Source organism: Haliea alexandrii (assembly GCF_003719295.1).
Classification (GTDB): Bacteria; Pseudomonadota; Gammaproteobacteria; order Pseudomonadales; family Halieaceae; genus Haliea; species Haliea alexandrii.
Genome location: NZ_RFLW01000001.1, coordinates 800,376 through 825,328 on the forward strand (window position 1 = coordinate 800,376; position 24,953 = coordinate 825,328).

The 24,953-nt window shown below is 63.1% G+C and carries 24 protein-coding genes; 13 read left to right on the forward strand and 11 right to left on the reverse strand.

What is annotated here, in order from left to right:
• Positions 1 to 73: 73 nt before the first annotated feature.
• Both EGJ68_RS03660 and EGJ68_RS03665 read left to right on the forward strand, forming a co-directional pair.
• Positions 74 to 1,144 (forward strand): SMP-30/gluconolactonase/LRE family protein, encoded by a 1,071-nt coding sequence (locus tag EGJ68_RS03660; protein WP_123033168.1) that lies wholly within the window; start codon positions 74 to 76, stop codon positions 1,142 to 1,144.
• Entirely contained in the window at positions 1,141 to 2,520 is a 1,380-nt protein-coding gene (locus tag EGJ68_RS03665; RefSeq protein ID WP_123033169.1) for an SLC13 family permease, read from the forward strand. Before EGJ68_RS03660 ends, EGJ68_RS03665 begins: the two co-directional genes overlap by 4 nt.
• Before the next feature lie 43 nt (positions 2,521 to 2,563).
• On the opposite strand, the gene EGJ68_RS03670 is transcribed toward EGJ68_RS03665, so the two are convergent.
• The gene (locus EGJ68_RS03670) at positions 2,564 to 3,043 is read right to left on the reverse strand and encodes a peroxiredoxin (protein WP_123033170.1); all 480 of its coding nucleotides are present in this window, start codon (positions 3,041 to 3,043) and stop codon (positions 2,564 to 2,566) included.
• Between the two features lie 51 nt (positions 3,044 to 3,094).
• On the opposite strand from EGJ68_RS03670, the gene EGJ68_RS03675 reads away from it, so the two are divergent.
• A complete protein-coding gene (locus EGJ68_RS03675; RefSeq protein ID WP_123033171.1) occupies positions 3,095 to 3,778 on the forward strand; it encodes a class I SAM-dependent methyltransferase in 684 nt (227 codons plus the stop codon).
• Here EGJ68_RS03675 and EGJ68_RS03680 read toward each other — a convergent pair.
• The 3 genes from EGJ68_RS03680 to EGJ68_RS03690 form a co-directional block, all read right to left on the reverse strand.
• Complete coding sequence (locus EGJ68_RS03680) at positions 3,756 to 4,418, reverse strand: TetR/AcrR family transcriptional regulator (RefSeq protein WP_123033172.1); 663 nt, start codon at positions 4,416 to 4,418, stop codon at positions 3,756 to 3,758. The two genes, EGJ68_RS03675 and EGJ68_RS03680, sit on opposite strands and share 23 nt — an antisense overlap.
• 22 nt (positions 4,419 to 4,440) lie before the next feature.
• Positions 4,441 to 4,914, reverse strand: coding sequence for a phasin family protein (locus EGJ68_RS03685; protein WP_233248662.1), 474 nt, complete (start codon positions 4,912 to 4,914; stop codon positions 4,441 to 4,443).
• Positions 4,915 to 5,086: 172 nt separating this feature from the next.
• A complete protein-coding gene (locus EGJ68_RS03690) occupies positions 5,087 to 5,662 on the reverse strand; it encodes a hypothetical protein (protein WP_123033173.1) in 576 nt (191 codons plus the stop codon).
• A 227-nt stretch (positions 5,663 to 5,889) separates the two neighbouring features.
• On the opposite strand from EGJ68_RS03690, the gene EGJ68_RS03695 reads away from it, so the two are divergent.
• Both EGJ68_RS03695 and EGJ68_RS03700 read left to right on the forward strand, forming a co-directional pair.
• Positions 5,890 to 7,083, forward strand: a complete 1,194-nt coding sequence (locus EGJ68_RS03695; protein WP_123033174.1) for an efflux RND transporter periplasmic adaptor subunit — start codon at positions 5,890 to 5,892, stop codon at positions 7,081 to 7,083.
• A gap of 2 nt (positions 7,084 to 7,085) precedes the next feature.
• Entirely contained in the window at positions 7,086 to 10,211 is a 3,126-nt protein-coding gene (locus EGJ68_RS03700; RefSeq protein WP_123033175.1) for an efflux RND transporter permease subunit, read from the forward strand.
• A gap of 52 nt (positions 10,212 to 10,263) precedes the next feature.
• Here the strand turns inward: EGJ68_RS03700 and EGJ68_RS03705 are convergent, their stop codons facing one another.
• Together EGJ68_RS03705 and hslO are read right to left on the reverse strand one after the other, a co-directional pair.
• A complete protein-coding gene (locus EGJ68_RS03705; protein ID WP_123033176.1) occupies positions 10,264 to 11,823 on the reverse strand; it encodes a phosphoenolpyruvate carboxykinase in 1,560 nt (519 codons plus the stop codon).
• Between the two features lie 146 nt (positions 11,824 to 11,969).
• Positions 11,970 to 12,866 carry an Hsp33 family molecular chaperone HslO gene (gene hslO / locus EGJ68_RS03710; protein WP_123033177.1) on the reverse strand — a complete coding sequence of 299 codons (897 nt, stop codon included), beginning with the start codon at positions 12,864 to 12,866 and terminating at the stop codon, positions 11,970 to 11,972.
• 203 nt (positions 12,867 to 13,069) lie between these two features.
• Here hslO and EGJ68_RS03715 point away from each other — a divergent pair, with 203 nt between their 5' ends.
• The 3 genes from EGJ68_RS03715 (at position 13,070) to EGJ68_RS03725 (ending at position 15,201) form a co-directional block, all read left to right on the forward strand.
• A complete protein-coding gene (locus tag EGJ68_RS03715) occupies positions 13,070 to 13,936 on the forward strand; it encodes a TIGR03619 family F420-dependent LLM class oxidoreductase (RefSeq protein WP_123033178.1) in 867 nt (288 codons plus the stop codon).
• Between the two features lie 83 nt (positions 13,937 to 14,019).
• Positions 14,020 to 14,895, forward strand: coding sequence for a DMT family transporter (locus tag EGJ68_RS03720; protein ID WP_123033179.1), 876 nt, complete (start codon positions 14,020 to 14,022; stop codon positions 14,893 to 14,895).
• A gap of 30 nt (positions 14,896 to 14,925) precedes the next feature.
• Entirely contained in the window at positions 14,926 to 15,201 is a 276-nt protein-coding gene (locus tag EGJ68_RS03725; RefSeq protein ID WP_123033180.1) for a polyhydroxyalkanoic acid system family protein, read from the forward strand.
• On the opposite strand, the gene EGJ68_RS03730 is transcribed toward EGJ68_RS03725, so the two are convergent.
• Complete coding sequence (locus EGJ68_RS03730) at positions 15,194 to 16,327, reverse strand: patatin-like phospholipase family protein (protein ID WP_123033181.1); 1,134 nt, start codon at positions 16,325 to 16,327, stop codon at positions 15,194 to 15,196. The two genes, EGJ68_RS03725 and EGJ68_RS03730, sit on opposite strands and share 8 nt — an antisense overlap.
• The gene (locus EGJ68_RS03735; protein ID WP_123033182.1) at positions 16,254 to 17,255 is read right to left on the reverse strand and encodes an AraC family transcriptional regulator; all 1,002 of its coding nucleotides are present in this window, start codon (positions 17,253 to 17,255) and stop codon (positions 16,254 to 16,256) included. Before EGJ68_RS03735 ends, EGJ68_RS03730 begins: the two co-directional genes overlap by 74 nt.
• A 110-nt stretch (positions 17,256 to 17,365) precedes the next feature.
• On the opposite strand from EGJ68_RS03735, the gene EGJ68_RS03740 reads away from it, so the two are divergent.
• On the forward strand, positions 17,366 to 18,547 hold the full coding sequence (locus tag EGJ68_RS03740; protein ID WP_123033183.1) for a ferritin-like domain-containing protein: 1,182 nt from the start codon (positions 17,366 to 17,368) through the stop codon (positions 18,545 to 18,547).
• 69 nt (positions 18,548 to 18,616) lie between these two features.
• Here the strand turns inward: EGJ68_RS03740 and rpsT are convergent, their stop codons facing one another.
• On the reverse strand, positions 18,617 to 18,886 hold the full coding sequence (rpsT, locus tag EGJ68_RS03745) for a 30S ribosomal protein S20 (protein WP_123033184.1): 270 nt from the start codon (positions 18,884 to 18,886) through the stop codon (positions 18,617 to 18,619).
• A gap of 160 nt (positions 18,887 to 19,046) precedes the next feature.
• Between rpsT and EGJ68_RS18385 the strand changes: the two genes are divergently transcribed.
• Complete coding sequence (locus EGJ68_RS18385; protein ID WP_158283480.1) at positions 19,047 to 19,685, forward strand: TetR/AcrR family transcriptional regulator; 639 nt, start codon at positions 19,047 to 19,049, stop codon at positions 19,683 to 19,685.
• Between the two features lie 12 nt (positions 19,686 to 19,697).
• Positions 19,698 to 20,696 (forward strand): tyrosine-protein phosphatase, encoded by a 999-nt coding sequence (locus EGJ68_RS03755; protein WP_123033186.1) that lies wholly within the window; start codon positions 19,698 to 19,700, stop codon positions 20,694 to 20,696.
• On the opposite strand, the gene EGJ68_RS03760 is transcribed toward EGJ68_RS03755, so the two are convergent.
• Entirely contained in the window at positions 20,697 to 20,969 is a 273-nt protein-coding gene (locus EGJ68_RS03760; protein ID WP_123033187.1) for a hypothetical protein, read from the reverse strand.
• Between the two features lie 275 nt (positions 20,970 to 21,244).
• Positions 21,245 to 21,466, reverse strand: a complete 222-nt coding sequence (locus tag EGJ68_RS03765; RefSeq protein ID WP_027949782.1) for a hypothetical protein — start codon at positions 21,464 to 21,466, stop codon at positions 21,245 to 21,247.
• Positions 21,467 to 21,639: 173 nt separating this feature from the next.
• On the opposite strand from EGJ68_RS03765, the gene EGJ68_RS03770 reads away from it, so the two are divergent.
• Both EGJ68_RS03770 and dinG read left to right on the forward strand, forming a co-directional pair.
• A complete protein-coding gene (locus EGJ68_RS03770) occupies positions 21,640 to 22,809 on the forward strand; it encodes a 1-acyl-sn-glycerol-3-phosphate acyltransferase (RefSeq protein WP_123033188.1) in 1,170 nt (389 codons plus the stop codon).
• Positions 22,803 to 24,935, forward strand: a complete 2,133-nt coding sequence (gene dinG, locus EGJ68_RS03775; protein ID WP_123033189.1) for an ATP-dependent DNA helicase DinG — start codon at positions 22,803 to 22,805, stop codon at positions 24,933 to 24,935. The genes EGJ68_RS03770 and dinG overlap by 7 nt, the downstream gene beginning before the upstream one ends.
• The last annotated feature ends 18 nt before the right edge of the window (positions 24,936 to 24,953 follow it).

The following is a 24,953-nucleotide window of genomic DNA, read 5'->3' on the forward strand; positions in this document are numbered from 1 at the left end:
TCATGTTGCCTGTCGGGCTTTACACGGCGATGGGCTGTGGGCAGGATGCGAGCTGCAACTCCCGGAGACGACTATGCGCATAACAACCCTGCTGGCCTGGTCACTGGCTGCGCTGCCTGGCTTCTTTGCCCTGCCGCTGGTGGCCAGCGAGCACTGTGAACGGGTGGACGGTATCGTGTCCATCTGTGGTCTGGCCGCCCCGGAGGACCTGGTGCCTGCCCCCAACGGGCGCGACCTGATATTCGGGCAGATGGCAGGAAGCGGTGGCCTGTACCTGCTGGATACTCGGGACGACTCGGTCCACCCTCTGCTCGCGGTGCAGGAAGCCGACGCGCCGCGCGAGCTGTGGGGTGACCCGGCCTGCGTGCAGCCCACATCGCGGCTGGAAGCGCACGGCCTGGACATTCGCCGCCGTGCCGACGGTCGCTGGCAGGTGCTGGTGGTGAACCACGCCGAACGTGAATCCGTGGAGTTCTACGAGTTGCAGGCGCCCACCAGCGATCGGCCCCAGGCTCGCTGGCGCGGTTGCGCAGAGGCCCCTGCCGCGGCCAACTTCAATGATGTGGCCGGCCTGGCCGACGGCAGCCTGCTGGTCACCCACATGGCGGACCGGCGCTGGCAACTGGTCAACGCGCTGCTCGCCGCGCTGGGTCGCAACACCGGGTTTGTTTATCACTGGAGCCGCGACGACGGCTTCACGCCACTGTCTGCCACCCGGGCAGCGCACCCCAATGGCATTCTGCTGGCGCCCGATGAACAAAGCTTCTTCCTCAATGTTTACCTGGGCAACGCGCTGCAGCACCATGCGCTGCCCGGGGGCGCTTTGCTGGGGGCGGTGGCCGTGCCGAAACCGGATAACGCCAGTTGGGCGAAGGATGGGCAACTGCTGGTGGCCTCCCACGAAGGCAGCCTGTGGGAGATTTTTCGCAGCCTGTCGCAGGGCCATGAACGGCCCAGTGAGCTGCCTTTCAGCATTCTCTCGATAGACCCCGTTACGCTTTCGCAATCCACGCTGTTGCAGCGCTCCGGGCCGCCCCTGGGTGCCGGCACCGTTGCCCTGCAGCGGGGTGATGACCTGTATATTGGCTCTTACGTGGGTGATCGCATCATCCGCCTGCCCCTGCCGGAGCCGCAGCGCCCTTGATAGTCCTGCGTCGCCTTCTGCTCTGGGGCACACCGCCACTGGTGATCTGCTTCGCATTGTTGTTGCTCGCGGCGGGGTACAGCCAGGATATCGCGGTAGTCGCCATGGTCGCTCTGTGGTGTGTGCTCTGGTGGGTGTTTGAGCCGGTGCCGATCCCCGTGACATCCCTGCTGCCTATCGCGCTGCTGCCTCTGCTGGGGGTGTTGACGCCGGCACAGGTTGGACAGGCCTACGGTTCCCCCCTGATCCTGCTGCTGTTGGGCGGCTTCCTGTTATCCAAGGCGATGGAACACTCCGGTGCACACCGGCGGATCGCGCTGGGCATGGTGCGGCTGGTCGGCGCAGACAGCGGTCCGCGGCTGGTGCTGGGTTTCATGATCGCCGCCGCCAGCCTGAGTATGTGGATATCCAATACGGCAACCACCCTGATGCTCCTGCCGGTTGCGCTGGCGGTGCTGGAAGCCACCGACCGGCGCCGGGAGCTGGCCGTGCCGCTGTTGCTGGGCGTGGCCTATGCCGCCAGTGTGGGCGGTATCGGCACGCCTATCGGTACGCCGCCCAACCTCATTTTCATGCAAGTTTATGAACAGACCACCGGTCAAGCCATCAGCTTCACACGCTGGATGGGCTGGGCGGTACCGGTGGTGCTGGTGATGATCCCGCTGATGGCGCTGGCACTCACCCGCGGCCTGTCCGGCTCGGTGGCTGTGCAGCTGCCGACCACCGGTGCGTGGCGCAGCGAAGAGAAGCGGGTGCTGTGGGTATTCGGCCTCACCGCACTGGCCTGGATCACACGCAGTGAACCATTCGGTGGCTGGCAGGTGTGGCTGGACCTGCCTCAGGCCAATGATGCGTCGGTGGCGCTGCTGGCTGTTGTCGTGATGTTCGTGTTGCCCAACGGTTCCGGCGGGCGACTGTTGGACTGGGAGCGTGCAAGCACCATTCCCTGGGGTGTGCTGCTGCTGTTTTCGGGCGGTATCTGCCTGGCCAGTGGCTTCGTTGCCTCCGGTCTCAGCGACATCATGGGCGAAGCGCTGGCAGGCCTGACCGGTATACCGGTGTGGCTGCTGCTGTTGCTGGTGTGCCTGGCTGTGACATTCATGACGGAGACCACATCCAACACTGCCAGCACCACCTTGCTGATGCCGGTACTGGCGGCTGCCGCGGTGGCGGCCGACTTGCCGCCCGAGCTGATGATGGTGCCGGCGGCGATGAGCGCCAGTTGTGCGTTCATGTTGCCGGTGGCGACGGCGCCCAATTCTGTCGTCTATGGCAGCGGGCTGATTACCACGGCGCAGATGGCCAGAGAGGGGCTGTTGTTGAATGTGTTGGGTGCCGTGGTAATAAGCACCCTGTGCTTCATGCTGGTGCGCTAGCGCCTGTGGCCGGCGTGCGCGGCCACAGGGCGCCGGGCGTGCCCTAGAGCAGCGCCATCATGCTCTCGGCGGAGCTGACGTCTACGCCGGCACCCGGTTCCACGTTCAGGTGGGTGACGGTGCCGTCATCCACCAGCATGGCGAAGCGCTGGCTGCGCTTGCCCAGGCCAAAACCGGTGCCGTCGAGTTCCAGGCCCAGGGCAGCGGTAAAGTCGCCGTTGCCATCGCCCAGCATCAGCAGTGCCTCTGCGTTCTGCGCCTTGCCCCAGGCGTCCATGACGAACGCATCGTTCACCGCCATGCAGGCGATGGTGTCTACGCCCTTCGCCTTGATCTTGTCGGCGTTTACGACATAGCCGGGCAGGTGAGTGAGGCTGCAGCCCGGTGTGAATGCGCCGGGCACCGCGAACAGCAGGACTTTCTTGCCGGCAAAAATCTCATCGGTGCTGATGTTGACCGGGCCTTCGGCGCCCATGGTCTTGAGGGTTACTGCGGGGATCTTGTCGCCAACCTTGATGGTCATGTTACTCTCCTTGTCCCGAACGGGTTTGCCGTGGAGCGTGGATCATACCAGATGCACCGTGACTTGCACTGCCCACTCTGCGGCGCAGGCAGTGGGGCTTTCCATCAGGACCGCAAGCGCAGCTACCTGCGCTGCGAGCGCTGCTTCCTGGTGTTTGTGCCGCCCGAATTTCATCTGCCAGCCGAGGCTGAAAAAGCCGAGTACGACCTGCACCAAAACCGCATTGATGACCCGCGCTACCGCGCTTTCCTCGGACGACTGGCAACGCCACTGCTGGCGCTGCTGACGCCGGGTTCACGCGGCCTCGAGTTTGGCTGCGGCCCCGGCCCCGCGCTGGCTGCCCTGTTGCGCGAAGCGGGGCATCAGCTGGCCCTGTATGACCCGTTTTATTATCCCGATGTTTGTGTGCTGCAGCCCGGCTACGATTTCATCACCGCAACCGAGGTCGTGGAGCACCTGCACCAGCCGGGGGCTGAGCTGGACAGGCTCTGGGCGTTGCTTGCGCCCGGCGGGCTGCTCGGTGTGATGACCAAGCTGGTGACGGACCCCGAGGCGTTTGCCGGCTGGCACTACAAAAACGATGCCACGCATGTGTGTTTTTTCAGCCGCGAGACCTGGACCTGGTGGGGCCGCGTTCGGGGCGCCGAGCCCGTATTCGAGGCGGCGGATGTCATTCTGCTGCGCAAACCCTGCGATCACAGGCCGCTGCCCCTCAATCCTCCTGCAGCTGGCTGATCATGCCCTCGAAAATGGCCTGGCAATCCCGGTAGAAGGCCAACTGGGCATCGCCCAGGTAGGGCGCCACCATGGTGAGTAGCTGCAGCACGCCCTGATGCACAACGATGTGTGGCGCGCGGGGGGCGTGCAGCAGCTGGTCGTAACTCAGCCAGAACGTCAGCACCAGCGTCATGTTGTCCACGAGGCTCAGCAGCTGGTCGTCATCGGTATTGATGACCGCCTGTTCCAGCAGTTTGTGGCAGATGGCCAGCAAAGCGGAGCGTTGCAGTTGCAGCAAGCGACGGAAACCCTTGCGGATCGCGGGATAGCGCTGCTGAAGATCATCCAGGTTGTGGTACAGGAAGCGGTATTGCCACATCTCTTCCAGCACAACGTAGAGGTAGTACCAGTTGTCTTCTACCCGGCTGGGGTCGTTGCCCAACGGGCCCTCCAGCGGCGCTGTCAGCGTATCGGTCAGCGCCACCTCATATTGTTGGAACAGTTCGCCGATGATCTCGTCTTTCCCCTTGAAGTGGTAGTACAGGTTTCCGGGGCTGATATCGAGCTCATTGGCGATGTCGATCGTGGTCGTGTGCGCTTCACCCTCCTCATTGAACAGGGCCAGACTGGTGACCAGTATGCGGTCGCGCGTTTTCACCCTGTCGCTGTCGGGTGCGTCTTCAGGCGGGCTTGCGGCCGGCCGCAGGCTTGCTCTTCACGGCGGCGCGCCGTGTGGCGGCCTTCTTGCGGGCGGCTGGCTTGCGTGCGGGTTTGCCCTGGGCTGCGAGTGCGGCGCTCAAGTCGTCCACCTTGCGGGTCAGGCGATCGATTTTTTCGTGCAGGGCGAGCAGGTCTTCTCCCCGGGCGGGCAGCTGCATGTGAAAGCTCTCCCGCACCCGGTGAATGCGCTCCTCAACCGAGTTGCGAGCACTGCGGCCGCTGCTCAAGCCTTTGCGCGCCTCGTCCTCCAGCGCGGCGCCGGCCTTGACCAGGTCGCGGAACAGCTTGGGTGTTTCCACCCCGGCTTTCTCCATACGGTCCTGTGCCTCGTCGACGGCGCGTCCGTACGCGCCCACGCCGGCAAGCCAGATATTGCGGGCAATTTCGCCCGCCTTGTCAGTGACTTTGCTTTTATCGTTTTTATCATCGCTCACGTCGTCCTCCATTGCGCGGGGCGCATCGGGCCATCGGCCGGCCATTTAAGCAGAAAACCCGCAATCCGTGCCAGTCGTCAATTCTGTCCCCGGCGCGAATCTCAAGAGCAAAAAAAAGGGCCACAATGTGGCCCGAAAATCTCCCTGACAGGCAGGGAGTAGGGAACGTGGTTCAGGCTGCTGAGCGGAAGCTCACGGAGCCGCGCAGTTCGGCAAAGCGGCTGCGGGCCTGTTCCAGGCGCGCTTCCAGCTTCTTGCGGTCTTTCAGGGCGTCGAGTTCCAGCTTGGGCAGCTCAATATCGCCAATAATGTCTTTGGCGTCTTTCTCGATTTTGGTGCCACGCTTGACCAGGTCAGCGTAGGCCACTTCTGCGGCCTTGCCGCGCGCATCCAGACGAGCCTGCAGCTTGTCGAGGCGATCCTGCATTTCGTCGAAGGCCTTGCCGTAGAAGCCGAGGCTGGCGAGGAATGCATTGCGGCTTACCGTGCGTGCGCGGTCGCCGAGGCGGGCCGCTGACTTCTCGGTCTCCTTGGTTACCTTGGTTGCGCGGCGCTTGTAGGTGCGCACTTTCTTTTCGGCTTGAGCCACAGTGCTCTTGCTGGCGGCACGGCGTTTCGCCGGTGCCTTGCTGGCGGTGGCGGCCTTCTTCGGAGCAGCCTTGCGCTTGGCGGTCGCACGCTTGGGTGCCGCGGCCTGCGTGGATGCCGCAGTGCTGTTGGTAGCGGTGTTGGTGGTTTCGTCAGCCATGTCTCTACTCCTTGTGTGTTGGTTACGGTGCGTCTCTACACCGAACACGGGGCAAGGTACTGAAGAAAATTAGAATGTTCCTACTAGAAGCGACAAATTCCCCTTTTCCGCATCCGCGATGGGTTCCGGTGCGTAAATGCCGGAACAGGAGTAGCATTGCGCTGTCCAGATATTATCTTCTTTTTTACGGCGGTCGCAGGGTCGCTCACTTGCCCATCAGGTGATTCATGGATTGGAAAAACGCTCGCCCAGTGCTCGCGGCAGGGGTTGTCTTCGTGGCTGGTATTGGACTGTCGTGGTTGCTGCTCACCGGAAAGTCCGCGCCGGAGCCGCAGGATGTGCCGGAGCAAGCGGCGCCCATGGTCGACGTGGTGACGGTCGACCCCGTCCCACTCGCGCTGTCCGTGAGTACGCAGGGTACGGTGCAGCCGCAGCGCGAGATTGACCTGGTGAGCAGGGTGTCGGGCCGCATTGATACGGTGGCGCCGGACTTCGCCGCCGGCAGTTTCTTTCGCGAGGGCAGCCTCCTGGTCGGCATCGAGGATGTCGACTACCAGCTCATGATTGCGCGCATGGAGTCGCAGGTAGCCGCCGCGCGCCAACGCGTTGCCGAGGAGGAGGGCCGGGCACTGCAGGCGAAGCGGGAATGGCGCGACCTGGGCAACACCCAGGCAAACGCGCTGTTTCTGCGCGAACCGCAGCTGGCCTCGGCGCAGGCCGCGGTACGCGCCGCCGAAGCGGAACTCGCGGCGGCACAGCTGGACCTTGATCGCACACGGATTACGGCGCCGTTTGATGGCCGTATCAGCGAAAAATTTGTCGATGCGGGTCAGTATGTGGTGCCCGGCGCACGCCTGGCCCGTGTGTATGCTACGGAGTCCATGGAGGTTCGCCTGCCGCTGACGGACCGGCAGGTGGCGCTGATCGACCTGCCCTTGCACTTCCGCGCCGGCGATACGGCAGCGGTGCTGCCCGAGGTGCAGCTGCGTGCCACGTTCGGCGGGCGCGAGTGGACCTGGCAGGGGCGCATCGTACGCACCGATGCCAGCATTGATGCCCAGACACGCGTGGTCTACGCGGTGGCGGAGGTCACGGCTCCTTTCGCACCGGGGCCCGGGGGTGACCGCCCCCCACTGGTGCCCGGCCTGTTCGTGCATGCAACCATCGAAGGGCGCAGCCTGCCGGCGGTGGCGGGCCTGCCGCGCTCTGCGCTGCGCAGTGATGACACGGTGATGGTGGTGGATGCCCGCCAGCAGGTGGCTGCCAAGCCGGTAGCCGTGCTGCAGAGCGAAAGCGGGCAGATATGGGTGCAGGGGCTCAGCCGGGGCGATCGGGTGATTGTCCGCGAGCCCACGGCCACGATTGCCGGCATGCGGGTGGAGGTGAATGAAGTGGCGCGTGTCGCCGGTGCGGGGCGCTGAGGATGGGCGGTCCGGTTCGCTGGTTTATTCACAATCCCATCGCGGCAAACCTGCTGATGATTTTTCTGGTGGTAGGGGGGCTACTCAGTGTCCCCGCGCTGGACAAGCAGTTCTTTCCGCAGATTGAACTCAACCGGGTGAGCATTTCGCTGGTGTACCCCGGTGCCGGCCCGCGCGAAGTGGAGGAGCAGATTTGCGTGCGGGTGGAAGAGGCGGTGCACGACTTGAGCGGCGTGCGCGAGATCCGCTGCACGGCGCGTGAGGGCATGGGCACGGTGCTGGTCGAGGCAGAGCCAGATTACAATATGCAGCGCCTCTCGTCAGAGATCAAAACCCGGGTCGATGCCATCAACACCTTCCCGGTCGAAGCCGAGCGGCCTGTGGTCACCGAACTCGCTTATCGGCACTACATGGCGGCGGTGTCGCTGGCTGGCAACCTCGGCGAGCGGGACCTGAAGGGCCTGGGTGAACGGTTGCGCGATGATCTGGCCGCTCAGCCCCATGTATCGGTAGTGGAGTTGGATACGCCGCGCCCCTATGAGGTATCGGTCGAGGTTTCCGAGTACACCCTGCGCCGCTACGGGCTCACCTTCAGTGATGTGGTGGCGGCCATTCGCGGCTCCTCCCTCAACCTGCCGGCCGGTGCCATCAAGGACGCCGGCGGGGATATACGCCTGCAGACGCGTGGCCAGGCTTACGATCGCTTCGAGTTCGAGCAGATCCCCGTCGTCACGGCGCGTGACGGCACACAGGTTCTGCTGCGTGATGTGGCGACGGTGGTCGATGGCTTCGAAGATATTGACGTGCGCACCCGCTTCAACGACAAGCCCTCACACACCCTGCACGTATTCGTCACCTCCAACCCCGATACGCTAAAGACCAGCGAGGTTGTCCACCAGTGGGTGGAAGACACCCGCCCGGGACTGCCGCCGGGCGTGGAGTTGTCGGTGTGGCGGGATTCCTCGGTACCGTTCAAGGGGCGGGTAGACACCCTGTTGAAGAATGGCATCGGCGGGTTGGTGCTGGTGTTCCTGGTGCTGGTGCTGTTCCTGCGACCGCGGCTGGCAATGTGGGTGTGCGTGGGTATCGGCGTCGCTTTTGTGGGCACGCTGTTCCTGCTGCAGTACACCAATACCAGCCTGAACATGATCTCGCTGTTCGCTTTCCTGCTGATACTGGGCATTGTGGTGGATGACGCGATTATCGTGGGCGAATCCATACACGCCCGCCAGGTGGCGGGTGAGCGCGGTATCGCCGGTGCGGTCAATGGCACCCAGGCGGTGATCAAGCCGGTGATGTACGCCGTCATCAGCACCATGATCTTCTTCGTACCGATGTTTTTCATGCCCGGGGACATGGCGCAGGCGGCGATGGCGATACCGTCCGTGGTGATTCTGGCGCTGGCCCTGTCGCTGATCGAGTGCCTGCTTATCCTGCCGCCGCACCTGGCGCATATGCCTCCGGTGAAGCCCAGCCGCTTCGCTTTTCTACGGCGCCTGGAGGTGCAGCGGCTGCGGTTTGCCGATGGCATGACGCGGGTGGCCCGCCAGCGCTACCGTCCCTTCCTCGCCCTGTGCCTGCGTCACAACCTGTTGATCATGGCACTTTTTTTCGCGCTGCTGCTCATTAGCCTCGCCCTGTATGGTGGCGGCTGGCTACGGTCTGCGTTCTTCCCTTCCATCAACTCCGACTATGTGGTGGCTGAAATCGAGCTGCCCGAGGGCGGCGCCTTCGCCGATACTTTGAGCGTGCTGCGCCAGGTTGAGTCGGCGGCGCTGCAAATCAAGCAGGAGTACAACGAGGATCCCCGTTATACGGCCTTCGGCCCGGCAATTGGCCATATCGACTCCACGGGCAATGCCAATACGATAGAAGTGATCATCGAGACCGTGTCCGATGACGTGGATACCGGCGAGCTCTCCGAGCGCTGGCGCGAGGCGATTGGTGACCTGGGGCCGGTGCAGGATTTCAACCTGGACTACACCATCAACGAAACCGGCAAGCCGATACGCCTGGTGGCCACCGCTAATTCACTGGATGACCTCAAGGCGGTGTCAGCCGCCTTGCGTGAGGTGCTGCAGTCCTATGAAGGCGTGTACAACGTGAACGACACGCTGCAGGACCCGCAGGAAGAGATTGTGCTGGGCCTGAAGCCGGCGGCAGAGAACCTGGGCATTACCCTCGCCGACTTGGCCAGGCAAGTGCGCGAGGCATTCTACGGTGCCGAGGTGCAGCGCATTCCCCGCACGCGGGAGGATGTGCGGGTAATGGTGCGTTATCCGGAAGCGGAGCGTTTGTCGGTAGACAATCTGCAGGAGATGCGTGTGCGCACCCCGGCGGGTGGCGAGGTGCCGTTCGCGACGGTGGCCGAGGTGCAGTACGAGCCGGGTTACCTGACTATTGACCGCCTGAACCGCAAGCGCACGCTGGAAGTGTCGGCGGAAGTGGTGCCCGGCAGTGTGGTGCCGCGCGCTGTGGTAGACGCCATCCTGCGCGATCACCTGCCTCAGTGGAAGCGGCAGTTTCCGGGCCTCTCGCTGTCGCTGGATGGCGAGCTGCAGGAAGAATCAGCGTTCATGGATGCCATGTTGAAGTATCTGGTGCTGGCGATGCTGGTCATCTACGCCCTGATGGCGGTGCCTTTTCGTTCCTATTTCCAGCCGCTGCTGGTTCTGACCGCGGTGCCCTTTGGCGTGATGGGGGCGATCTTCGGCCACTTCATCCTGAACTGGGAGGTGAGCATGTTCTCCTTCCTGGGCGTGATTGCCTGTGCCGGTGTTGTGGTCAACGATAACCTGGTGCTGATCGATCGCATCAATCAGCTGCGGGCGGCGGGGCACCCCGTGCTCAGGGCGCTGTTGCAGGCCGGAGAAGACCGCTTCAGGCCGATTATTCTCACCTCCCTGACCACTTTCGTCGGTCTGTTGCCCATCATGGCCGAGACCAGCGTGCAGGCGCAGTTCCTGATTCCGATGGTGACATCGCTGGCCTTCGGTGTGCTTTTCGCCACCGGCGTTACGCTGTTGCTGGTGCCCTGCCTGTATCTGGTGGGTGAGCAGATAGGCGCAGGTGTGCTGCACCGCCGGCAGCGGTTACAGGATATGGTTGACCCTGTGCAGGGCCGGTAACAGGGGGATTGCCGACACGACGGCGCGTTGGCGCCGCGTGCCGGCAGCAGGCTCAGCTCGCCTGTGGCCCAGCGGCAACGATGGCCGCGGCGACGTCGAACTTCTTGATGTTTTCCTGGAACAGGGTGGCGAGTGTGCGCGCCTGCTCATCGTACGCCGCCGTATCGCCCCAGCTGTTGCGGGGGTTGGTGTACTTGGCGTCGACCCCGGGTATGGCGGTCGGGAAATCGAGGTTGAGAATGTCGAGGTGTTCCCGCGGTGCGTTCAGCAGAGATCCGCTTTGCGCCGCCGCCACGATCGCCCGGGTGACCGGGATCGGGAAGCGCGCGCCGGTGCCGCCGGGGGCGCCTGATCCACCGGTCCAGCCGGTGTTGATCAGGTAGACCTGGCTGCCGAAATCCTCGATACGCTTCATCAGCAGTTCTGCATAGTCACTGGCCGGGCGCGGCATGAAGGGGGCGCCGAAGCAGGTGGAGAACGTAGGGTGAATGCCCGCTTCTGCACCCAGCTCGGTAGAGCCGACACGCGCCGTGTAGCCGCTCAGGAAGTGGAACGCCGCCGCTTCCTTGGACAGAATGGACACAGGGGGCAGCACGCCGGACACATCGCAGGTGAGGAAGATCACGCACTTCGGCTCGCCGCCGGCGTTCGCTTCCGTGCGCTTGGCAACGTGCTCCAGCGGGTAGCAGCAACGGCCGTTCTCGGTCAGGCTGGTGTCGCTGTAGTCGGCGTGTCGATGACCGTCCAGCACTACGTTCTCGACAATGGCACCGAAGCTGATGGCATCCCAGATGACCGGCTCGTTCTTCTGGCTGAGGTCGATGGTTTTGGCGTAGCAGCCGCCCTCGATGTTGAACACCGCGCCCTTGGCCCAGCCGTGTTCGTCGTCGCCGATCAGGTAGCGTTCGGGGTCGGCCGACAGTGTGGTCTTGCCGGTGCCGGAGAGACCGAAGAACAGCGTTGTGTCACCGTCTTCGCCGACATTGGCCGAACAGTGCATGGACATGACGTCCTTTTCCGGCAGCAGGAAGTTCTGTACCGAAAACATGGCTTTTTTCATTTCGCCCGCGTAGCGCATGCCTGCCAGCAGGATCTTGCGCCGGGCAAAATTGAGGATGACGATGCCGTCGGAATTGCTGCCGTGCCGCGCCGGGTCACAGACGAAGCCGGGGGCATTCATCACGGTCCACTCCGGCTTGCGGCCGATGTTGTACTGCTTGGGGCGAATGAACATGTTGCGCCCGAACAGGTTTTGCCACGCCGTTTCCGTGACGACCCGCACCGGCAGGTAGTGATCGCTGTGCTCGCCCACGTGCAAGTTGGACACGAAGCGGTCGCGCTCGTCGAGGTAGGCTTCGACCTCATCCCACAACGCGTCGAAGCGCTCGGCATCAAAAGGGCGGTTGACCGGGCCCCAATCGATGCTGTCTTCCGTGCTGGGCTCGCGAACAATGAAACGGTCGGCGGGGGAGCGGCCAGTGCGCTTGCCCGTGGTAACCAGCAGTGCGCCAGTGTCGGCGAGGATGCCTTCGCCGCGCTTGAGTGCTTCTTCAACCAGCTGTGCCGTACCCAGGTCGGTGAATTCCCGGGGAGTGTTGCTTTCAAGGGTCATGGTGAGTCCTGTGTTACTGCTGCTCGGTGCAGCCCGCCGCTGTGGGCAGAGTTGCCTCTAGGGGTCTTTCAGGGGGCGTCATTATGTCAGAATCTCCCGGGTATGCGAACCGCATTATGGAAAATTTCGGCGATCGTCGGCGAGCCTCAGTGGATGGTGCCTGACGGGCCTGCCTGCAGCAGGTCCTGCAGCCCCTCCCGGTCGAAACGGTATTGCTGGTTGCAGAACTCGCAATCGACCTCGACGTGGCCCTGTTCGGCGAGTATCTCCTCCAGTTCGCGGGGCGGCAGCGCGGCGAGTGCGTTGCGGCTGCGTTGCATCGAACAGCTGCAGTGGAAGCGCACTGGCCGTGGTTCGAACAGGCGCACTGGGTCTTCGTGGTAGAGGCGGTGCAGCAGGGTTTCCGGTGCCAGCTGCAAGAGCTCATCCCCGCTCAAGGTGGCGGCCAGGGTGCTGGCATGTTGCCACTGCAGCGCACGCTGGTCTGCGCTGCGCTGGAGTTGAGCCGGAAGTTGCTGTAGCAGCAGCCCGGCGGCGTGTTCGCCATCGCTGGCCAGCCAGAGGCGCGTCTGCAACTGTTCCGATTGCTCGAAATAGGCATCCAGACTCGCTGCCAGCGAGTTCTCGGAGAGTGGCACGATCCCCTGGTAGGGCTTGCCCCGCAGCGGCTCGATGGTAATGGCGAGCACCCCGCCCGCGAGAAGCTGGCTGAATTCCCCGGACGTGGCGTGCTGGGCGCCGCGCGCAATCCCGCGGACCAGCAGCTGGTCACTGCACTCGGCCATGAGCAGCGGGACCTCGCCCTCACTGCGTGCCTGCAGCACCAGGCGCCCCTCGAATTTGAGCGTCGTGCTGAGCAGGGTGGCGGCAGCGAGAAACTCGCCGAGCAGCCGGGAGACGCCGGGGGCGTATTGGTGGACCGCCAGCAAATCTGCCAGGGTGTGGTCCAGCTGCACGATTTCACCGCGAATGTCGGCGTCGTCAAAGAGGAAGCGTTGGCTTTGATCGGCGTCGGTCTGGGGGATGTCCGGGGTGTCATTCATGGGGCAAGTGTAATCCTTTTGCCGCCATTGCTGGTCGTGGCGGCGGGTGGCTGCAAGTGGGGTCGCGGGGCAGGTTTAGTATTTGAGGCCGCAGGGCGCTATTTTAAAGCTTACCGTGACCCGGGTCATCCGCCGGAGTACAGTCATCGTACTTCTCAGGTGGCTGCACGGGTGGCCACACTACAATAGACAGGAGCGCCATAATGAGATTCAGCTACCAGATCGGCATGTGTGAGTCCGATCACTACGTCCCGCTGGCCAAGGCCGCAGAGCAGGCAGGCTATGATGGCCTGACCATCCCCGACAGCATTTGCTACCCGCAGGAAGCCAGTTCGAAATATCCCTACAACAAGGATGGTAGTCGTGAGTTTCTGGAAAGCGTGCCCTTTCTCGAAAGCCTGATTGCGGTCGCGGGCATGGCGACCGTGACCGAGAAGATTCGCTTCGCTACCTTTGTCTACAAGGTGGCTGTGCGCCAGGCGGCCATTGTCGCCAAGCAGGTGCAGAGCATACAGGCGCTCTCGAACAATCGCTTCGACTTCGGGGTGGGTATCAGCCCCTGGGAAGAAGACTTCGCCGTGTGTGACGTACCCTGGGAGAAGCGTGGCCTGCGCCTGGACGAGCAGATCGACATCATCCGCGGTCTGGAGAGTGGCGAGTTCTTCGGTTACAAGGGTGAAATCCACAACATGCCGGCGATCAAGATGACCCCTAAACCCACCGCGCCTACGCCCATTCTGGTGGGGGGGCACGCCGAGCCCGCGCTGCGCCGCGCGGCCACAGTCGGCGATGGCTGGATGTGTGCCGGGGCCGATATGCAGCAGCTTGAGTCCTACATCCGTCGCCTCAATGAATTGCGCGACGAACACGGTACCAGTGATCGGCCGTTCCGCATCTTCACTACCGGGCAGGATGCCTTTACCCGCGAGGGCATCGAAAAGCTGGAGAGCATTGGTGTGACCGACGTGGTGATCGGCTTCCGCAATGTCTACGAGCTGGAAGAGGACAAGCCGCTGGAGGAAAAAATTGCCATGTTGAACTGGTACGCCGGCGAGTTCATTAACAACTGAGCGCGCCCGCGGGGGCGCTGCGGCGCCCCGTAGGCGCGAGCTGGCGGATGCGCTAAAGTGCGCGCTTTTCCGCGGCCCTCGCCATGAATAATCTGCTGCTCTACGCCATTACGGTGGTGATCTGGGGTTCCACCTGGATCGCCATCAAGTTCCAGCTGGGCACAGTCGCACCCATGGTGTCCATTGCGCACCGTTCGATGCTCGCTGCGCTGCTTATTTTCTTCTACCTTATTCTGCGCCGCCGCCTGACGCCGTTGTCACGGCGCGACCACGTGATGGTGTTTTTCCAGGGGCTTTGCCTGTTCAGCGGCAATTATCTCTTTATCTACCCTGCCAGTGAGCACCTGGCCAGCGGTCTGGTGGCGGTGGTGTTTTCGACCCAGGTGGTGCTGAACATGGTCAATGGTGCGATCTTCCTGCGCTTGCCAATCAGCGGTCTGGTGGCCCTCGGGGCCGGTGTCGGTCTGGTGGGTATGGTGGGCGTATTCATGCCGCAGCTGGAGAGCTTCACCTTCGATGACGCCGGTTTTCGCGCGCTGCTGCTGTGTTTTGCCGGCACCTGCTGTGCGTCTTTCGGCAATATTTTCGCCGCACGCAACAGCCGGGACGGCTTGCCCGTGCTGGTGTGCAATGCGTGGGGCATGCTTTACGGCGCTCTCGCCCTGTACGCCTCGGCCCTGTTGCTGGGGGTGCCGATCACTGTCGACTGGGAGATCAGCTACCTGAGTTCGCTGCTGTACCTGGCGGTGTTTGGCTCGGTGGTGGCCTTCTGGGCCTATGTCACGCTCATTGGTAACATTGGCCCGGGCCGTGCGGCGTACAGCTCGCTGCTGTTTCCGGTGGTCGCACTGTTGATTTCCACGGTGTTCGAGGACTACCACTGGACACTGTTGGGCCTGGCCGGTTTTGGCCTGGTGCTGGCGGGCAACTGGCTGGTCATGCGCCGGGGCTCGGCGTAATCTTGGGTTTACATAGACAGGCATGCAATCATGGCGGGATTCCGGCTGACCAAACCTTACACCATGCCCAAGGAGGATCTGCGTCAGGCGGCGCAGCGCCTCGCGGACAGGTTGGAACGCGAACACGGCGTGCGCTCCCGCTGGGAGGGTGACAGTGTGCGCATGAAAGGCGGCGGCATCGATGGCAAGCTCTCCTTCCACGATGGCCTGGTCGATGTGTCCGTGCGGCTGGGGCTGCTGGCGTCGGCGTTCCAGCGGCCCCTGCGTGCCGAAGTCCAGCGCTACCTCGATGAAATGATCAGTTGAGCAGCGTCGCACCTGCCAGCGGGTCTGGCCCCGCCAACAGCGCCTGAAATTCCTCTGCAAGCGTCTCGCTGCGCGCAATGCACTCGCGCCACACGGCAGTGCGCGCCGCCGTGTCCAGACGGGTGAAATCCCTGCGGTCCGGAATCTTGCCACCCGGCAATGAGGCGACGAATTCCGGGGTTGGGCATAGCAGTACCAGGTCGTCCAGTGCATCCAGCCCCGAACGGCGCCAGGGCAGAAACTTGTCGAACCAGCCGGGGGTGAGGTCGGCGCGAAAGTGCGGGTAGAGAATCAGCCCGCTACCGCGGTAGTGGCGCAGGTCGAAGTGGTAATCAATGATGCCGCCATCCCAGTAGTGGCCTGCGGGTGCGCCGGCGATATTGCGCTCGCCCGCCAGTACAAAGGGAATCGAGCCACTGGCCTGCAGGGCGAGGGCGACTGTGGCGGGTCGCAGCGGGGTGTAGGTGGTGTTGAAGTCCGTCAGGGAGAGCTGGGGGGCTGGTTGCTCGCCGCTGTGGAACACCACGCGCTGGAAACTGGCACCCAGCAACCGGCGGTGGACACTATTGCCGAGAGCGGCAGCCCCCATGGCGGCACCGAGCAATGCCGGTTGCCTGGCGCCTGCCGGGCCTCTGCCGCGGGCGGTCACAATATGGGTGCGCCAGCGCGGGTGGCTGACCAGTGCGGTGCTGCCCTCGGCACCCAGCAGCGCGGCCAGTATCTGCGCGCTGGCGGCGCTGATTTCATCGGGCGGCGGCCTGGCACTGTAAGCCTGCTCCAGATAGGCCTGTTGAAAGCGCTCCAGCGCCGCGACCGGGTCGGCCTGCGCCAGGCAGGCGTGGCGCCAGGAGCCGATGGATGACCCCAGCAGCGACAGCGGGCGCTGGCCGCGTTGCAAGAAGTCGCCGAACAGCACGCGATCCAGCTGGCCCAGCACCAGCCATTTGGGGCCCCCGGATGCGCCCAGCAGGAGGCTGAAATGATCCGGGTGCCAGCCGTCCTTGCGCAGGCGCTGTGCCGCGCGTCGTCCCAGGTAAACGGCGAGTGAGCGCTTAGCGTTCAGTGCGCACCTCCCGCGGCGCGCGCCCGGTCCATTTCTGGTAGGCGCGCCGGAAGTTAGAGGCATCGTTGAAGCCCACCAGGTAGGCAATGGTGGACAGCGGCAGGCGGCTGTTCTTCAGGTAGCGGGTGGCGTGCTCCGCCCGCACCCGGTCCAGCAGCTGTTGGTAGGCAGTACCCTCCTGCTCGAGCCGGCGCCGGTAGGTGCGCGGGCTCAGGTTGAGGATGTTGGCAACCTGGGGCATCTGCGGGTACTGACCTTCCAGCTTGCGCAGCAGGCGCAGGGTCTGCTCCGACACCGAGTCATGTTCCTCCAGGTCCGCCAGCAGGCGCGCACATTCATTTTCGTACAGTGAGCGCAAGGCGGGGTTGGACAACGGCAGCGCAACGTCGAGCAGCTGGGCGTCAAAGGAGATGCGCCCCAGCGGGCAGTCGAAGTGCACGTCATCGCCGAACACCTCGTGATAGGTCGCGGCGTGCGGTGGCGGCGGGTAGGGGAGCTCTACCCGAACCACCAGGTTCTGCCGGTTGAGCAGGCCGCGCAGTGTGTTGAGCATGGCGGCGTACATCAGCTCGGTGCCGAATTCGGGCGGGTTGTCGGTGGGGAGTGTGACCGTGGTCAGCACGCAGCGTTGGGCCTGTTCCGTGAGCTCCAGCTGCAGTGAGGGTGACGACAACAGGTGGTAGTAGCGCATGAACAGCTCCATGACCTGCCGCAAGTCGCGACAGGTCATGAATGCCTGGCCGAGAATGGCGTGGGCACTCAGGTTCAGGCGCATGCCCAGGTGCAGGCCCAGTGCCGTGTCGCCGGTGAGTGCCAGGGCGTTGCTGACGAGGCGGGCAAAATCCTCTTCACTGACGCGCGCACCAATACCGGCGAGCCCGGAATCGGCCAGCGAGGTGCCGGCAAGCACGTCCTCGCGCGCAAACCCCCGGCTCTCGACCATGTCGATCAGGATCAGGATGTACTGTGCTGGCGCGCTGACACGGGGCATTCGTCTATTTGGCCACAAATAACCTTATTTTGACAAGACTTCACCTTGTTAGCCTGCGGGCGCTCGCACATAGTGAAGCGCAATGTCATTTTGATGTCAGGAGTACGGTTATGAAAGTAGAGTGGAGCTCCACCCCGCGCAAGATCCAGCGCTTCGCCAATGCCGATTACCCGCGTGAGAACCCGGATCTGGAGGATCTGCTGACCCCCGGTGATGTCGATCATATCGCCGAGATTTTCAGCACCCCGCTCACCGGGTCTTACAACTGGGACTACAAGGTGCAGGACGATCGCATCAAGAAGCTCTATGACCTCGGCAAGCAGCTCAACTGGGACCCGGAGATGGATATCAACTGGGACCGCCCCTGGCCAGACGAAGAGCGCATGCCCGAGCTGATGAACCTGCACACCTACCAGCCCTATCTCGACATGGACGAGCCCACACGCAAGGAATTCTGGCTGCACATGAATGCCTGGAGCCTGTCCCAGTTCCTGCATGGCGAACAGGGTGCGCTGCTGGTGGCATCGCAGCTGTGCTCCTGTGCCCCCACCCTCAATGCCAAGTTGTACGCTGCATCACAGACCTTCGACGAGGCGCGCCACGTCGAGGTCTTCAACAAGTACCTGCAGAAGCGCATCGGCGTGATGTACCCGATCAACACGCACCTCAAGGCGATCATCGACAAGATCCTCACCGATGCGCGCTGGGATATGAAGTTCATCGGCATGCAGCTGGTGATTGAGGGGCTGGCGCTGTCGGCCTTCAATACCACCCGCGAAACCACGCCCGACCCGGTGCTCAAGGATGTGGTGTATCTGGTCACACGGGACGAAGCGCGTCACGTGACCTTCGGCGTGAATTACCTGGAGGAGTTTGTCAAAACCCTGACCGACGAGGAGCGTGAGGAGCGCGCCCAGTTCGCTTACGAGGCCTGCGTGGTGAGCCGCGAGCGGCTGGTGGCAACGGACGTCTTTGCACACTTCGGCTGGGACGTGGAAGAGGCGCGCCTGCAGGTGCTGGAAGGTTTCGTCATGTCCACCTTCCGCAACCTCTTGTTCCAGCGGGTGATTCCCAACCTGAAGCGCATTGGTCTGCTGACCGACAAGATCCGGCCGAAGTTCGAGGCGCTGGGCATTCTGGAGTTCGAAAACCTGGCGACCGATGGCGATATCGACTGGACGCTGCTGGAGCGGCCTCTGGATACCAACGAGGCCCAGGGTTACGAGCAGAGCATGCTGGCGGAGTTCAACAAGCTGAAGGATACGCCCGAGGAGCCGCGCAAGGCGGGTTGAGGTCGCCTTCGGTCCTGCACAAAAAAGCCGGCTTCAAGCCGGCTTTTTTGTGGAATGCAGTGTCCCGAATCAGGCGGAGGCAAGTGCCTTGATCTGGGTATTGAGGCGGCTCTTGTGACGAGCGGCCTTGTTCTTGTGGATGATGCCCTTGTCGGCCATGCGGTCGATGACCGGTACGGCGCTGGCGTAGGCCGCTTTGGCCTGCTCGGCGTCGCCGGTGCCAATGGCAGCGATCACTTTCTTGATGTTGGTACGTACCAGCGAACGCAGGCTGGCGTTGTGGGCGCGACGCTTTTCCGCCTGGCGGGCGCGCTTTCTGGCTTGCGGGGAGTTGGCCACAATAGTTCCTCGTGGGTTAGCAAATTTCAGGAGGCGAGATTATTCACATAAGCCTGTGTCTTGTCAACCATGGGGCCGTATTCCCGGCGGGCTCGCTGCGCCTGCCGACGAAGCTGCGGTATACTGCGCATTTGACTCGAAAGCGGTGGAATTGCACGCCATGGTCGCCAAGCAGGAACACAGAGCCGAGCCCGCGAGCGGTACCGCCGAGCGCATTCTGGACGCGGCAGAAGATCTGTTCGCCAAAAAGGGCTATAAGGGCGCCTCACTTGGCGAGGTGGCAGAGCGCGTGGGTATTCGCTCTCCCAGCCTGTATAACCATTTTCGCAACAAGGAAGCGCTGTACCGCGCGGTACTGGGTCGTCTTCTAGATGACTTTGCGGCACCAATGGAGGAGCTGCACACGGCGCCGATTACCGACGAGCGCCTGTACCAGTGGCTCGAGGCGATTGTCCGCAAGCATCACGCCAACCCCAATCTGGCCCGGCTGTTGCAGCATGCGGCGCTGTCTGGCGGCCCGGGAACCAACGATCTTATCGAGCGCTTCTTTCGCCCCATGTTTCACGACGATGAAGGCCTGTTGCAGCCAGGCTTGCGTGCCCTGGGCGACGCCGGTCTGCGTCCCTGGGCGGTGATGGCCTTCAACAACCTGATCATGTCCTATGTAACCATGGCGCCGATGTATAGCGACCTGCTTGGGCAGGACCCGTTCAGCGACGAAGCGCTTGAGCGCCAGCTCACCCTGATAAAAACCCTGGTACAGGCGGTCATCGCCACCCCGTCGCCTGCAGCAAATTGATTCGGAGTTTATATGCCCCTACTGACCGACACAGTGCACATCTGGCGTGCGCCTGATGGTGACTACCACGTTGAGTGGGAAGCGAGTCACCCGCACACGCAGGTCACCGTCAGTCCTCTGGAAGCCGGTGCTGGCCTGCAGATGCACTATGAAGAAGCCGTACCGCGTATGCGGGTTCAGGGCCTGCCGGTGGGGCGTCGCCACCAGTTTCGCCTGCAGGATCAACATGGCAACGAGCTGGTCGCCATGGAGCGCCGACTCGGTATGCAGGGTACACCCAATTTCCGTGATTTCGGGGGCTACTGCACGGAGGACGGTAGGCGCGTACGCTGGGGCTACCTGTATCGGTCAGGCCAGCTTTCGCAGCTGACAGAGCAGGACTTGACCCTGCTGGACCACCTGCAGCTCGACCTGTTGTGCGATTTCCGGCGTGAGAGTGAGCAGAGTGCCAGCCCCAACCGTCTGCCCAGTGCGCGAGCGCCGCGGGTTGCCAGCGTGCCGATTACGCCGGGCAGCAACGACGCCGCCTTCGCTGACGGCCAGCTCGATCGCGGGGGGCGGCAACCGATGTTCGATTTCATGGTGGATATCAATCGCGACTTCGTCGAGGCGCAGAGCCCCGCCTATCGGCGTATGTTCAGTGAAATCCTGGCGCAGGACGATGCCCGTTTTCTGGTGCACTGCGCGGCTGGCAAGGATCGCACGGGCTTTGCCGCGGCGATTATCCTGATGGCGCTGGGTGTGTCCGGTGAGCAGGTCATGGCGGACTATCTATTGACCCGTCGCTTCTTTGATCCGCGTCAGGAGATAGACCGTTTGCGGGTCAAATACGGTTTTCAGTCGCAGGAAGATGACGCGATCATGCCGATGCTTGAAGTGCACGAAGCGTATTTGTCGCGCGCGTTGCAGGCGATTGCTGACTATGGGGACGTCAACAGTTACCTGGCCCGCGAGCTGGGGATTGGCAGCGCCGAGCGCGAAGAGTTGCGCCGGCGCTACCTCGAGGCCTGATTAGAGGGCGCTGCAGGCTGCCTTGGCGGCCTTGATCTGCTTGCGCTCACAGCTGTCGTTCAGCTCGTTGCCCGCACACCACTTGCGACGGTTTTCCCACGCGGTGAGGGTGGCGGTTTTGCCGTTGGAGCACTTCACCATGTACTCGGAATAGGCGGCGCCAGTGCTGGATTCATGGTTGCCCTGAAAAACAATGCTGGTCGGCTTGGCGGCAAAAGCAGCGGACGACAGGGCCAGCAGGGCAGAGACGGTGGCAATTTTGGCGAATTTCATGTTGGTTCCTCAGCGAACGGTTACGGTGTATGGCCAGCCTGTGACGGTGTAACACCGGCGGCGGGATGGCAGTAGTATACGTGTGTTCTACGTGTGTAGAACAGTTACAGATTCGTAACGCCGGGGATAAAAAAGTAACAGTGGGGATTGTCTCGGGTTTTCTGTATTCCCTAACTTTCTGATTTATATAAAATTATTGTGTAATTCATGGCGCCGGCCGCGCAGGCGCCTGAAGGTTACAAATGTTTAATGGGGCAGGTGCCTGGGTAACAGCGTCAGGCCATCGCGATCAGCACAAGGCCGACAATGGCGAGCAGAACGGATTGCCCGGCCTTGTCCAGGCGGAACAGGCCATACAGGTAGGCGAAGGGGGGAAGAATGAGAGCGCACAGGCCCCACGCGTAATCTTCCTTCCATGACTGAATCAGCAACAACACCCAGCTGAGCAACAGGGTGGCGAGGCCGAAGGTAAGTAGTGTTGCAGACGTGGCTTCCATGGTTCCTCCCAATAGGCACGCGGCTCCGTTGGAGCGGATTTGAGATTAGCAGAAGCCGGCTGTCATGTCAGCGCATGCGAAGGCCGGAGTGAGGCGCCCTGGCCGGATCTGGCGGATGACGTAACGGGGGAATTTGGGTATCGTGTGGCGCTGTTTTTCTTGAGGATATTGCTTTGAGTGATCCCTTTGCGGATATCCGTCCTTACCGTGATGAAGAAGTGCCTGCGGTCCTCGATCGCCTCCTCGCGGACCGGGAGCTGCTCGACGCGATTGCCAGTTTGAGTCTGGGCCGGGTGGCGCGCGTGTTGCCCGGCCTGGCCCGGCCTGTCGTGCGCTGGTATCTCGGCCGCCAGCTCCGCGGCGTGCAGGATGTCCATGGTATGCAGATGGTCATCAAGCATTACGTCGAGAAGGTGATCGACGATACCACCGCAGGCTTCAGCGTTTCGGGCCTGGATGAGCTGGATGTCTCGCGCCCCTGGCTGTTCATGAGCAACCACCGCGACATCGTCATGGACCCGGCCTTCACCAACTATGCGCTGCACCGCAGTGGCCACCAGACGGTGCGCATTGCCATCGGCGACAACCTGCTCACCAAGCCCTGGGTGTCGGACCTCATGCGGCTCAACAAGAGTTTTATCGTCAAGCGCTCGGTTGCCAGCGGGCGCGCGTTGCTGGCCGCTTCCCGCCACCTGTCCAACTACATCCGCCTGTCACTGCAGGAAGAGCGCGCACCGATCTGGATCGCCCAGCGTGAGGGGCGTGCGAAAGACGGCATCGACCGTACCGAGCCCGCCGTCATCAAGATGCTTGCGATGAGCCGCGATAAACAGACCGAAAGCTTCAGTGAGCTGATCAACGCGCTGGGCATCGTGCCTGTATCCATCGCCTACGAACTGGACCCCTGCGACGGCATGAAGGCGCGTGAAATGCACCTGCGCCGCACCACCGGCAGTTATGCCAAGGCCGAGCAGGAAGATGTGGCCTCTATCGCCCGAGGTATCTCCGGCCAGAAAGGGCGCGTGCATGTGGCCTTCGGTACACCGCTGGTGGGCGAGTTCGACGGGCCCGATGCCGTAGCAGCGGAAATCGACCGGCAAATTGTCTCGTTGTATTGCCTGCACCCCACCAACCTGCAGGCCTGGCAAATGCTGCAGGGCGATGCGGCCGTGGTACCAGCCACGCTCACGCGCGAGGCGGGCAGTTGCTCCGAGGCCGACTTCCGCGCCCGTATCGAGAGCCTGCCCGCAGAGCAGCGCCCCTTCGCTTTGGCCACTTACGCCAACGCCGTAGCCAGCAAGCTGGCACTGCACGCGGCGGCGGAGCCGCCAGCGTCTTGCTGAGCGATGCCCTCAAGGACCAGATTCGCGAAGCCTACGCCGCCATCACCGCCGCCAAGGGCCTGAAGCCGCGTTGGGGCCAGCGGCAGATGATTGCGGAAATCGCCAATGCGCTGGCTCGCATCAACCCGGAAACAGGCCGCGCGCGCCCGGAAACACCGGCCGTCTGCGTTATCGAGGCGGGCACTGGCACTGGCAAGACAATCGCCTACGCCGTCACCGCCATCCCCCTGGCGCAGGCGTTGGGGAAGCGACTGGTGGTGGCGACGGCAACCGTTGCCCTGCAGGAGCAGTTCGTCAACAAGGATCTGCCGGATATCCGCCAGCACAGCGGTCTCGAGTTCAGCTATACGCTGGCCAAAGGCCGCCGGCGTTATGTCTGCCTGTCCAAGCTGGATCATCACCTCGGCGGCAGCGGCGCCGGAGATGTGCTGCCCCTGTACCCCGATGAGTTCCAGGCGCCAGACAACGCCGAGGCACTGCCCGTGTACAGCGCCATGCTGGAGGCGCTGGGGCGGGGTGAGTGGGACGGTGACCGCGATAACTGGCCGGGCCAGGTGCCGGATGCCATCTGGTTCGGGGCCACCACCGATCACAGCCAGTGCAGTGGCCGGCGCTGTCCGAACATCAGTCAGTGCAGTTTTTTTCGCGCGCGGGATGCTCTGCAGTATGCCGATGTGGTGGTCGCCAACCACGATCTGGTGCTCGCCGACCTTGCCCTCGGTGGCGGGGCGATACTGTCAGCGCCTGAAGACAGCATTTATGTGTTCGATGAAGGTCATCACCTGCCCGACAAGGCACTGGGGCACTTTGCCAGTTTCTGTCGGCTGCACACCACAGTGCAGTGGCTGCAGGACAACCGCAAACTGCTGGTGCAGGCGGCGTCTGCCCTGGCGCCATTGACCGATATCGCCCGGCCGCTGGCAGCGCTGCCCGAGGTGATGGAGGAGGCGCAGAACGCCCTGCAGGTTGCGGAGCAAACGGTGGCCACTCTGTTCGCGGAACGTGCTCCGACCAGCGGGCGCAGCGACGAGCAGCAGTTGCGTTTCGCGCACGGGCGCGTGCCGGAACAACTGCAGCCTCTGGCGGCCGGCCTCGCCAGCCAGTTTCAGCAGATCAGCTCTGCGCTGGCGAAGATCGAGGCGCGCCTGGCGGAAGCGCTGGAGGAAGACGACTGCGGCCTGCCCCCCGGCGATGCGGAGACCTGGCACCTGAGCCTGGGTGGCCTGTTGAATCGAGCGGAATCCACGCTGGCTCTGTGGCGGGCCTACGCGGTGAGTGGCGAGGGGGAGGTGCCGCCTATGGCGCGCTGGATCACCCTGCTCGACGGTGGCGGACAAACCGGTTTTGACCTGCGCTGCAGCCCCATTCTCGCCGCCGATATCCTGCAGGAGTATCTGTGGTCACGCGCGGCCGGCGTGGTCATTACCTCTGCAACAATCACCGCCCTGCGTTCCTTTGACCGCTTCATTTTACATTCCGGCGCGCCGTCCGAGGGCGTCTTCAAGGTGGTGGCCAGTCCGTTTGACTATTCCCGGGCGACCTTGCGTGTGCCCGCCATGCCCTGCGACCCCGGTGACGCCGAAGCCCATACTGCGGCATTGATCGACCAGCTGCCCGGCTTGCTTGATCGCAAGGAGGCCAGCCTGGTGCTGTTTTCCTCCCGGCGGCAGATGCAGGACGTGCACGCGGGTGTCTCAGCTGCGTTTGGTCGCCTGCTGCTGATGCAGGGTGACGGCAGCAAACAGGAGATTCTGCGCCAGCACCGTGAGGCCGTGGATGCAGGGCGTGGCAGCATCCTGTTCGGGCTGGCCAGTTTTGCCGAAGGCGTTGACCTGCCCGGTGCCTACTGCCGCCATGTGGTGATTGCCAAGATTCCCTTCGCCGTGCCCGACAGCCCCATCGAGGCCGCTCTGGCGGAGTGGGTAGAGGCGCAGGGACGCAACGCCTTCATGGAAATCAGCGTGCCGGACGCGGCGCTGCGCCTGGTGCAGGCCAGCGGTCGCCTGCTGCGCACGGAGCAGGACAGTGGCCGGGTGACACTCATGGACCGTCGCCTGCTCACGCGCCGCTACGGCCAGGCCATACTGGATTCCCTGCCGCCTTTTAACCGGGAGTTGGGGCGCTAGAGCTGCCAGTTTAGGGGG